The organism is Rhizobium sp. PP-CC-3G-465, from assembly GCF_004343445.1.
GTDB classification, from domain to species: domain Bacteria; phylum Pseudomonadota; class Alphaproteobacteria; order Rhizobiales; family Rhizobiaceae; genus Ferranicluibacter; species Ferranicluibacter rubi.
The window spans coordinates 302,432-314,729 of sequence record NZ_SLYH01000003.1; the positions used below are offsets into that span (position 1 = coordinate 302,432).

Here is a 12,298-nt window from a genome sequence, read left to right on the forward strand (position 1 = left end):
TTTGCCTTGCAAGCGCACCGGCATCCCGCTAGAAAACAAAGCCTTTATTTCAGATACCTCACATCCGATCGGCAATCGCGCCTGTCGGCGATCGAGAGGGCGCTTTTCCGCACCCTCTCACGGATCGGCTGCCGCGATGCCGGCGGGGTCCCGAAGCCGGGTTTTCCCGGTCGCGGTCCACTGCAAACGATGCCGGCGCCGTGAAAGCGCCCGATTGAGAGGCCACGCCTCACGCCGACCGACTGCGCCTCGTGCAGTCGCCTTACCTCTTAACTCAACGGTTGGATCCAGAACCCGCTCCATGGCCCTGCAAGAAACAAACACGACCTCGCCGCGCGGAGCCCAGCCCGCCCTCCTCGACACCAACGACTCTATCCGTTCGACCTATTTCACGAACGAGGAACTTCGGGCCGCAGGTGCCGCACTGGCACGAGACGGTGCGACGACCCTGCCGAGCTTCCTCCCGTTCGAGTTCCAACAGCGTCACCGCGAGAACGAAGGCGAGATCTTCCGGGTCTACAAGATCACGGCCGCCGACGTGGAAGCCGGCGCCACCATCACGCCGGCGGCGGAGTGGCTGCTTGACAACCACTATGTCGTGGAAGAAGCGATCCAGGAGGTCCGGCGCGACTTCCCCCGCAAGTTCTACCGCCAGCTGCCCACGATTCCGGTCGCCGGTACGTCCATTCCGCGCACCATGGCGCTGGCCTGGCTCTACACGGCCCACACGCACTCCACCGTTTCGCGTGAAAGCCTGACCGCCATGGTCGAGGGCTTCCATGAGCATGCCACCTTCAAGATCGGCGAGCTCTGGGCCCTTCCCTCCATCCTGCGCTTCATCCTCATCGAAAACCTGCGCCGCATCGCCATCCGCGTCGAGCGCTCGCGCGCCATGCGCCACAAGGCCAACGACGTGGCCGACCAGATCGTCCGCCTGAGCGATCCGGAAAAGGCGGCGACGCTCCTGAAGGATTACGAAGGCCTGACGGCCGACAATTCCTTCGTCGCCCAGCTTCTCTACCGCCTGCGCGACGGCTCCCAGAGTGGCCGCGTCGTCATCGGCTGGCTCGAGGAACAGCTGGAAAAGCGCGGCAGCGATGTCGAGGAGGCCTTGGTCGCCGAGCAGAACCGCCTGTCATCCGGCAATGCGACGATGAGCAACATCATACGCTCGCTGCGCGAAATCGACGACAATGACTGGGCCGTCTGGTTCGAAAGCGTCAGCAAGCTCGACGCGGAACTGCGCGAGCACTCCGATTACATGGCGCTCGATTTCGGCTCCCGCAACAAGTACCGCACGACGATCGAGCGGCTCGCCAAGCGCTCCGGCCTGACCGAGCTGGAGGTTACCCAGCGCGCCATCGCCATGGCCGCCGAAGGGCAGAATATCGTGCCGATCCGGCCGGCAGCCGACGAGACGTCGGTGGAGGCCGGCATCGAGCCTGTGATCGAAGACGACATCCAGGTCCATGCCACCAATGTCGGCGATTTCCTGGTCGGCAACCGGACCGACGCTTTCGAGGAGGCCATCGGCTACCGCCCGACGCCCGTCCAGTCGGTGGTGCGCACGGCGCGCCGCATGGGCTGGCTCGCCATCGCTCTGCCCAACCTCATCCTCACGATCCTCGCCATCGTGCTCGTCTATGATTTCATCAGCCCCATGGACATGCCGACAGGCGCCAAGCTGATCATCCTGCTTCTCTTCGCCCTGCCCGCCTCAGAGGGTGCTGCCGGTCTCTTCAACACGGTCGTGACCTTCTTCCTCACCCCGTCGCGGCTTGTCGGATACGAATTCCTCTCCGGCGTTCCCGAGGACGCCCGCACGCTGGTCGTCGTTCCCTGCCTGATCTCCAAGCGCGATCACGTCGATGAACTCGTCCGCAATATCGAGGTCCACTACCTCGCAAATCCCAAGGGCGAGATCTATTTCGCACTGGTCAGCGACTGGGCCGACAGCCAGACCGAGGAAACCGCCGCCGACCTCGATGTCCTGGAATATGCCAAGGACGAAATCGCTACGCTTTCCAAGCGTTACGCCCATGATGGCCGCACCCGCTTCTACCTGCTGCACCGCCGCCGCCTCTACAACGAGGGCGAAGGCGCGTGGATGGGCTGGGAGCGAAAGCGCGGCAAGCTGCACGAGCTGAATCTGCTCCTGCGCGGCGACCGTGACACCACCTTTATTACCGGCGCCGACAAGGTGCCCGAGAACGTCCAGTACGTCATGACGCTCGACAGCGACACGCGCCTGATGCGCGATGCCGTCACCAAGCTCGTCGGCAAGATGTACCACCCCATCAATCGCCCCGTCATCGACGCCAAGAACCAGAAGATCCTGTCGGGCTATTCGATCCTGCAGCCGCGCGTCACGCCGTCGCTGACGACCGGCAGCGAAGCCTCGTCCTTCCAGCGCATCTTCTCGGCCAATCGCGGCATTGACCCCTATGTCTTCACGGTCTCTGACGTCTATCAGGACATCGTTTCGGAAGGCACGTTCACCGGCAAGGGCCTCTATCACGTCGATGCCTTCGAAGCGGCGATCAAGGGCCGCATCGATGAGAACGCGGTTCTCAGCCACGACCTTCTCGAAGGATCGTTCGCGCGCTGCGCCTTGGTGACCGACGTCGAACTCGTCGAGGATTTCCCGATCCGCTACGAGGTCGAGACCTCACGCCAGCATCGCTGGGCGCGTGGCGACTGGCAGCTCCTCCCCTACATCTTCAGCCCGTCCAACGGCCTTTCCATGCTCGGCCGCTGGAAGATGTACGACAATCTGCGCCGTTCGCTGATCCCCGTCGCGTGGCTGATCGCCTCCGTGCTCGGCTGGTACTACATGGAGCCGACGCAGGCGCTGATCTGGCAGGTCGTGCTGATCTTCTCGCTCTTCGTCGCCCCCACCCTCTCGCTCATCTCCGGCCTGATGCCGCGCCGCAACGATATCGTCGCCCGCGCCCATTTCCACGCCGTCCTCTCCGAGATCAGCGCCGCCAATGCGCAGGTCGCACTCCGCATCGTCTTCATCGCCCACTCCGCCGGCATGATGGTGGATGCGATCGTGCGGGCCGTCTACCGTACCTTCGTCAGCGGCAAGCTGATGCTGGAATGGCGTACGGCCGCCCAGGTCCAGAGCAGCGCCACCGGCACCGTGCTCGACTACTACCGCACCATGTGGATCGCCCCGGTGATCGCCGTGGTATCGCTCGGACTGGCCGCCGTCTCGGCCACCGGCCTGCCCTTCATCGGCATCCCCTTTGCCGTTCTCTGGGCGCTCTCCCCGGCCATCGCCTGGCTCGTCAGCCAGTCGGCCGAAACCGAGGATCAGCTCGACGTTTCCGACGAGGTAAAGGCCGAGTTCCGCAAGATCGCACGGCGCACCTGGCGCTTCTACGAGGATTTCGTCACCGCCGAGCAGCACTTCCTGCCGCCGGACAATTTTCAGGAAATCCCGCATCCGATCCTCGCGGAACGGACGTCGCCGACCAATATCGGCGTCTATCTGCTCTCGGTCATGTCGGCCCGCGACTTCGGCTGGATCGGTTTCGAGGAAACCATTCGCCGTCTCGAGGAAACCGTCGCGACCGTGGATGCTCTGCCGAAATATCGCGGCCACCTGTTCAACTGGTACACGACCAACCGCCTGGAAACGATGGAGCCGAAATACGTCTCGGCCGTCGACAGCGGTAACCTCGCCGGTCACCTCATCGCCGTCTCCTCCATGTGCCGCGAATGGGCGGAAGCGCCGTCCGCGCATGTGCAGGGCAGCCTCGACGGCATCGGCGACGTGGTGTCGATCCTTGCCGAAATGCTGGCCGCCCTTCCCGACGACCGCAAAACGGTTCGCCCATTGCGCCGCCGCATCGAGGAACGCCTGATCGGCTTCCAGAGCGCGCTGCAGGCGGTCAAGCGCGAGCATGAATTCGCGTCGATCCGCGTCATCAACCTCTCGGTCCTCGCTCGCGATATTCAGAAGCTGTCGCTGAACCTCGACCACGAGGTAAAAAGCGGTGCCAGCGGCGAAGTCGTCAAGTGGTCGGGCCTGCTCGTCCAGACCTGCGAAGCGCACATCGCCGACAGCGTCTTCGACCTCGGCGCCATCGACGCCCTGCGCCAGCGCCTCATCGTGCTGCGCGACCGCAGCCGCGACATCGCGTTCTCGATGGACTTCACGTTCCTCTTCCGCAAGGAGCGCCGCCTGCTCTCGATCGGCTACCGCGTCAACAGCGGCGAGCTCGACGAAGCCTGCTACGACCTTCTCGCCTCGGAATGCCGCCTGACCAGCCTGTTTGCGATCGCCAAGGGCGACCTGCCGACAGAGCACTGGTATAAGCTCGGCCGTCCCGTCGTGCCGATCGGCGCGCGTGGCGCGCTGGTCTCCTGGTCCGGCTCGATGTTCGAATATTTGATGCCTCCGCTCGTCATGCAGGAGCGCCAGGGCGGCATTCTCAACCAGACGAACAATCTGATCGTGCGCGAGCAGATGAATCATGGTCGTCGTCTCGGCACGCCATGGGGCATCTCGGAAGCCGCCTTCAATGCCCGTGACCATGAATTGACCTACCAGTACACCAACTTCGGCGTGCCTTCGCTCGGCCTGAAGCGCGGTCTCGGCCAGAACGCCGTCATCGCGCCCTATGCCTCGATCCTCGCCAGCATGTACGATCCGAAAGCCGCTCTTGCCAACCTCGATCGCCTGCGCGGCTTCGGTGCGCTGGGCGTGTACGGCTTCTACGACTCGGTCGACTTCACGCCGACCCGCGTTCCCGAAGGCAAGACCTGCGCGGTCGTGCGCAACTACTATGCGCACCACCATGGCATGTCGATCGCCGCGGTCGCCAACGTGGTCTTCAATGGCCGCCTGCGCGAGTGGTTCCATGCCGATCCGGTCATCGAGGCCGCCGAACTCCTACTGCAGGAAAAGGCGCCGCGCGATATCCCGATCATAAACGCCAAGCGGGAGCCGGAAGCCCTCGGCAAGGGCCAGGAAGACTTGCTCCGTCCCGAAGTCCGCGTCGTCAAGAACCCGCTCGCAAAGGATCGTGAGACGGTGTTCCTGTCGAACGGCCACTACGCGATCATGCTGACCGCCGTCGGCTCCGGTTACTCGCGCTGGAACGGCCAGACCGTCGTGCGCTGGAAGCCGGATCCGGTTGAGGATCGCACCGGCACCTTCATCTTCCTGCGCGACACCGCGACCGGCGACTGGTGGTCGGCCACCGCCGAGCCGCGCCGTGCGGAAGGCGAGAAGGCGACGACCCGCTTCGGTGACGACAAGGCCGAGTTCATCAAGATCGTCGGCGATCTCACCAGCGAAGTCGAGGTCATCGTCGCAACCGAACACGATGCCGAAGGCCGGCGCGTGACGCTCGTCAACACCGGCTCCGAGGACCGCTTCATCGAAGTGACCTCCTATGCCGAACCGGTGCTGACGACGGACGATACCGACAACGCCCATCCGCTCTTCGCCAAGATGTTCCTGAAGACGGAAATCGATGCCAAGGGCGACCTCATCCGCGTGATGCGCAACAAGCGCACGCCAAGCGAGCCCGACATGCAGGTCGCGCACCTGATCGTCGACAATGCCGGCACCGATCGTCCGACGGAGGTCGAGACCGACCGCCGCCGCTTCATCGGCGAAGGCCGCACGCTGGCGGAAGCCCGCGCTTTCGACGGCGATGTCAGCCTCTCCGGCACATCGGGCTTCACGCTCGATCCGGTCATGGCGTTGCGCCGCACCGTGCGCGTACCGGCCGGCAAGAAGGTCAGCGTCATCTTCTGGACGATCGCGGCACCCAACCGTGCGGATATCGATCGCGCCGTCGAGCGCTACCGCCACCCGGACAGCTTCAGCCATGAGATGATCCATGCGTGGACGCGCAGCCAGGTGCAGATGCGCCATGTCGGCGTGACCTCGCAGGAAGCCGCCAGCTTCCAGATCCTCGGCCGCTACCTCGTCTATCCCGACATGCAGCTGCGTGCGGACACGGCAACGGTGCGCGCCGGCCTCGGTCCGCAGTCGGCCCTCTGGCCGCTTGCAATCTCCGGCGATTTCCCGATCTTCACCGTCCGCATCAACGACGATGTCGATATGGGCATCGCCCGCGAAGCCCTTCGCGCGCAGGAATATATGCGCGCCCGCGGCGTCACCGCCGATCTGGTGATCATCAACGAGCGCGCCGCCTCCTACGCTCAGGATATGCAGCACGCGATCGACAGCATGTGCGAAAACCTGCGCCTGCGCGGCCAGTCCGATGGTGCGCGCCAGCACGTCTTTGCCGTCCGCCGCGATATCATGGAAGCCGAGACATGGGCAGCGCTGCTGTCCGCCTCGCGCGCCGTCTTCCATGCCCGCAACGGCAAGATCTCCGACCAGATGGCCCGTGCCGAAGCGCTGTATTCGACACCGAGCATCAAGAAGGACAAGCCGGCCACCGGTTCCGTGCCGCTGCTGGCAGCCCCGACCGCAACCGATGCCGCACCCGCCACGATTTCCGGCGATGGCCTCGACTTCTGGAACGGCTATGGCGGCTTCTCCGCGGATGGCCGCGAATACGTCACGCGCCTGCGCGGTGGCGAGGCGACGCCGCATCCGTGGATCAACGTCATCTCCAACGACATCTTCGGCTTCCACGTCTCGGCCGAAGGCTCCGCCTTCACCTGGAGCCGAAATTCGCGCGACTACCAGCTCACGTCCTGGACCAACGATCCGGTCGGCAACCGCCCCGGAGAGGCGATCTTCATCAAGGACATGACAAGCGGCTCGGTCGTCACCCCCTATGGCGCGCTCTCGCGTCGCAAGGATGTGACCTTCGAAACCCGCCATGGCCTCGGCGTCTCCACCTTCTCGAGCGTTCAGGACGGTCTGACGGTGGAAGCCACGCAGACCGTGCATCGCACGCTGCCCGTGAAATACACCCGCCTGCGCCTGACGAACGGCGCCGGCGAGGCCCGTCGCCTCCGTCTCTACGGCTATGTCGAATGGGTACTCGGCAACAACCGCGCCCGCACCGCACCCTTCGTCGTCAGCCATTATGACGAGGTCGCGGAAATGATGTCGGCGACCAACCCGTACAGCATCGATTATGCGGGGCGGACAGCCTACCTCGCCGTCAGCGAAACCCCGGCAAGCTTCACCGCAAGCCGCCGAGAGTTCCTCGGCCGCACCGGTGGCATCCTTGCACCGCAGGCTGTGGTCGATGGTGCCGTTCTCACCGGCAGCTCCGACATTGACGGCGATGCGTGCGCCGCGCTCTCGCTCGACGTCACCCTGAAGCCGGGCGAAACGCGCGATCTCGTCTTCTACATCGGCGACAGCGACAACCGGGCGCAGGCGCTCGAACACCTGGAAGCCGCCAAGGCCGAAACGTTCGATGCCGTTCTGGAAGCATCGACCGCCTTCTGGGAAGCCTTCACCGGCGTCTTGGAAATCGAGACCCCGGACAAGGCGTTCAACAACCTCGTCAACCGCTGGCTCCCCTATCAGAGCCTCGGCTGCCGGATTCTCGCCCGGTCCGCTTTCTATCAGGCAAGCGGCGCCTTCGGCTTCCGCGACCAACTGCAGGATACGCTCGCCTTCATCGTGCACCGGCCGGAACTGGCACGGACCCAGATTCTCAATGCTGCTGCCCGGCAGTTTGCGGAAGGCGACGTACTGCATTGGTGGCTGCCGGGGTCCGGCGCCGGCGTGCGCACGCTGATCTCCGACGACGTCGTCTGGCTCGGCCACGCCACACAGCATTATTGCGAGGTGACCGGCACCACGGACATTCTGGACGAGACCATTCCCTTCATCGAGGGAGCGGCGCTCGAGCCAGGCCAGCACGACAGCTTCTTCCAGCCGAAGGTCTCGGAAACCACCGCAAGCCTCTATGAGCATTGCGCCCGGGCTCTCGACCTCGCCATCAAGCGGACAGGCGAAAACGGCCTGCCGCTGATCCTCGGCGGCGACTGGAACGACGGCATGAACCGCGTCGGCATCGAAGGCCGTGGCACCAGCGTCTGGCTCGGCTGGTTCCTCGCCTCCACCCTGCGTGACTTCACGGGCATCGCAGAGGCGCGCGGCGACAGCACCCGCGTCACCGCCTGGACCGCCCATCTTGAGAGCCTCAAGCAGGCGCTGGAGACGGCAGGCTGGGACGGCACGCACTATCGCCGCGGCTACTATGACGACGGCACGCCGCTCGGCTCGGCCACGTCAGACGAATGCCGCATCGACTCGATTGCCCAGTCCTGGAGCGTGCTCTCGGGCGAAGGCGATCCGGCCCGCGCCACGCAGGCCATGGATGCGGTGCTCGCAGAGCTTGCCGATGACGAACATCGCCTGATCCGCTTGTTCACCCCGCCGCTCTCCGGCACCGAGCAGGACCCGGGCTATATCAAGGCCTATCCGCCCGGCGTCCGTGAAAACGGCGGGCAGTACACCCATGCAGCAACGTGGGTCGTACTGGCGCTCGCCCGCCTGAAGCGCGGCGACGATGCCTGGAAGGCCTTCCAGATGCTGAACCCGGTGACCCACGCGCTGAACCGCGAAGACGCCAATGTCTATCGGGTCGAGCCCTATGTCGTGGCAGCCGACGTCTACGGCCATGGAGACCTCACCGGCCGTGGTGGCTGGACCTGGTACACCGGCTCGGCCGCCTGGCTCTACCGCGTTGCCGTGGAAGGGATCCTCGGCCTGCGCAAGGAGGGCGAGCGGCTGATCGTCGATCCCGCCCTTCCCTCGGAGTGGCAGGGCTTCAAGGCCCGGCTGACCATCGACGGCAAGGTGCACGAGATCGCCGTGGCCAGAAGCGGCGGCGATAATGGTGCGTTTGAAGTTACGGTTGATACGACTGTCACAAAAAACGCGCATGATGGCGTTTTGCTCTAGCCACCAATGGCAGACCGGCCCGGTCGAACCCGGGCCGGTCTGCAAAGAAGCCTGAACGATATCGGCGAGGTTGAGGGGCTGGGGCGCCAAGATCCGCATGAGACCTCGAATGCTTCATGACACGCCTCCGGTGCTGCGCACCGCTCCTCCGGCCCTTCTGCAGCCCTTGCTGCAGCCGGTGTCCGCGTCAACGCCCAGTGTGCCACCCCCTCCGGCGCCCTCGCGGACGCCCGTTCCGGGCGAGCGCGATACGCGGCTGGATACCTATCGGGCCATCTGCCTGTTGATGATCTTCATCAACCATGTGCCGGGCCAATATCTCGAATATCTGACGACGAAAAACTTCGGCTTCTCGGATTCGGCCGAAGCCTTCGTGCTGATCTCAGGTCTTTCGGCCGGGCTTGCCTATGGGCGGAAGTTCCTGCCCGGCAACCGGCTGGCGCTCAGCCTGCGCATCTGGCGCCGCGCCTTCACGCTCTACATCGCCCACATCATGTCGAGCATCATCACGCTCGCGATCTTTGCCGGCGGTGCGCTCTACTTCCACCGGCAGGATCTGATCAGCGAGATCAACATCCGCCCCCTGGTCGACAACACGGAGCAGGGCGTGGTGGCGATGGTGCTGCTCGGCCACCAGTTCGGCTACAACAACATCCTCTCCATGTATGCGGTGATGTTCCTCATGCTTCCGGGCATGCTGCTTCTGCAGAAGATCGGTCCCGCCCTTCTTGTGGGCGTCTCGGCGCTGGTTTGGCTTCTCGCCGGCATCTTCCACATCGTGCCGATCAACTTCCTCGACCATAACTACTGGTTCCTGAACCCCTTTTCATGGCAATTCCTGTTCGCCATCGGCCTCGTCGCCATGATGCGCAGTCGCAAGGGCCTCTCCTTGCCGCGCCACCCGGCCCTCGTCTCGGTCGCGGCGCTCTATGTCGGCGTCTCTTTCGCCTGGGTGCTGTTTTCCTGGTGGTCGATCGATTTCTCCCACGGCCTCCCCGCCGTTCTCACCGGCTTCGACAAGACCTTTCTGTCGCTGACCCGCCTCCTCCATGTTCTCGCGCTCGGTTATCTCCTCGCCATCACCCCCGTCTTCAACCGGCTGTCACGTCTGCGTCTCGATCACCCCTTGGTCATGATCGGTCGCCACTCGTTGCCCGTCTTCATCTTCGGGACGATCCTTGCGATGATCGGCCAGGTCCTGCTGTTCGTCACCGGCAAGGACCCGATCATCGGCACCCTATTCGTTGTGGTCGGCATCGCGCTCCATTTCGCCTATGCCCGATATCTCGACTGGCTCGGCGGCCTCTCCACCATCGCGCCGATTAAAACCTGATATGACAGGTCTTATTCTTGGCGCGACGGCATTTTCCTGTCGGACGACATGCGGTAAGGAACCCGCAATCCGATTTATCAAAGCCATGGGAGGCCTTCTTGTCCACGCGCACACTTTTCCTTCTGCCGGGTGACGGCATCGGTCCAGAAGCCATGGCCGAGGTCGTCAAGATCATCGACCACATGAACACGGAAGCCGGCGCCGGCTTTGTCACGGACACGGGTCTCGTCGGTGGTTCGGCCTATGACGCCCACGGCACCGCCATCTCGGATGCCGACATGGCGAAGGCCATGGCAGCCGACGCCGTTCTCTTCGGCGCCGTCGGCGGCCCGAAGTGGGACGACGTGCCTTACGAAGCACGCCCCGAAGCCGGCCTCCTGCGCCTGCGCAAGGACATGCAACTGTTTGCCAACCTGCGCCCCGCCATCTGCTACCCCGCGCTCTCGGCCGCATCGTCGCTGAAGCCGGAGCTGGTCGAAGGCCTCGACATCCTCATCGTGCGCGAACTGACGGGCGGCGTCTATTTCGGCGAGCCGAAGGAGATCATCGACCTCGGCAACGGCCAGAAGCGCGGCATCGATACGCAGGTCTACGACACCTACGAGATCGAACGCATCGCCGGCGTCGCCTTCGAGCTCGCCCGCACCCGCTCGAACCGCGTCTGCTCCATGGAAAAGCGCAACGTCATGAAGTCCGGCGTGCTGTGGAACCAGGTCGTCACAGCGATCCACAAGGAAAAATATTCCGACGTGCAGCTGGATCACATGCTGGCCGATGCTGGCGGCATGCAGCTGGTTCGCCAGCCCAAGCAGTTCGACGTCATCGTCACCGACAACCTGTTCGGCGACATGCTGTCGGATGTCGCCTCCATGCTGACCGGCTCGCTCGGCATGCTGCCTTCCGCCTCGCTCGGCGCGCCCGACGAGACGACGGGCAAGCGCAAGGCGATGTACGAGCCCGTACACGGCTCGGCCCCCGACATTGCCGGCCGCGGCATCGCCAACCCGATCGCGATGATCGCGTCGTTTGCCATGTGCCTGCGCTACTCGTTCAACATGATTGCGGAAGCCGACCGTCTGGAAAAGGCGATCGCCAACGTGCTCGATCAGGGCATCCGCACCGGCGACATCATGGCGCCGGGTGCCCGCCAGGTCGGCACGAACGAAATGGGCGACGCCATCCTGGCCGAGTTCAAGGCACTTTCGGCCTGATATCTCCAGAAAGACACGTTAGATGCCCCGGCTCCCCGCGGAGACCGGGGCATTTTCATGTCCGGCAGTTGACTTCAGCGAAAGCGAAAACACTTTCCGGGGGATCGACCGGGCGGAAGAATAAAGGAACATCATGAACAAGCCGATCTCCTCCTCCGTCTGGCTGCTTCTGGGCGCCATCCTCCTCGTCGTCGCGCTCGTGCCCTTCGATCCGCACCTGTCGCAATCGGCGCAGGCGCTACCGGAACCCTTCGTCGCCTTCAATGCCCGCATCACGGATTTCGGCACCTTCGCCTGGATGATCTACGGCTCCGCAACCCTGGTCATCATCGCCTACATCCTCGCGCGCGTCGTCAGCAGCCACGGCTTCGCCGAGAAGGCGAGAGCGGCACGGCGCCTGTCGCTCTACTTCCTCGTGACGATCGGCACCGCCAGCGCTGTGGTCCATATCCTCAAATTCTTCATCGGCCGCGCCCGGCCGGAAGCCTTTTCCGATCTCGGTGCCTATAGCCTGACACCCTTCGCCTCCGAATGGCTGTTCCAGAGCTTCCCCTCGGGTCACTCGGCGGCCGTCGGCTCCTTCTTCGGCGCCTTTGCCATGCTGGCGCCGCGCCTGCGGATCCTCTTTGCGCTCGGCGCGCTCACCATTGGCGTCACTCGTGTCGTCGTCGGCGCGCATTATCCGAGCGACGTGGCCGCCGGCCTGCTGGTCGGTCTATGGAGCGCCCTGATGATTGCCTTCCTCTTTGCCCGGCAGAACTGGGTGTTCCGGCTCGACGACAAGGGCTGGCCACGGCCCAAGACGCAGTTTCCGACCCACGAGAACGTCTGACGAGAAACCCGGCGAGGAGGCCCGCCGGGTTCGTATCTTCTCCGATGAAGATCTTG

General features: G+C 64.1%; 4 protein-coding genes. All 4 read left to right on the plus strand.

Annotation, left to right across the window (positions count from 1 at the left end):
• Positions 1-301: 301 nt before the first annotated feature.
• Positions 302-8,866, plus strand: a complete 8,565-nt coding sequence (locus tag C8J33_RS15625; RefSeq protein WP_132664853.1) for a GH36-type glycosyl hydrolase domain-containing protein — start codon at positions 302-304, stop codon at positions 8,864-8,866.
• Between the two features lie 109 nt (positions 8,867-8,975).
• Positions 8,976-10,199, plus strand: a complete 1,224-nt coding sequence (locus tag C8J33_RS15630) for an OpgC family protein (protein WP_132664854.1) — start codon at positions 8,976-8,978, stop codon at positions 10,197-10,199.
• 98 nt (positions 10,200-10,297) lie between these two features.
• On the plus strand, positions 10,298-11,410 hold the full coding sequence (gene leuB, locus C8J33_RS15635; protein WP_132664855.1) for a 3-isopropylmalate dehydrogenase: 1,113 nt from the start codon (positions 10,298-10,300) through the stop codon (positions 11,408-11,410).
• 133 nt (positions 11,411-11,543) lie between these two features.
• On the plus strand, positions 11,544-12,242 hold the full coding sequence (locus C8J33_RS15640; protein ID WP_132664856.1) for a phosphatase PAP2 family protein: 699 nt from the start codon (positions 11,544-11,546) through the stop codon (positions 12,240-12,242).
• Positions 12,243-12,298 lie beyond the last annotated feature (56 nt).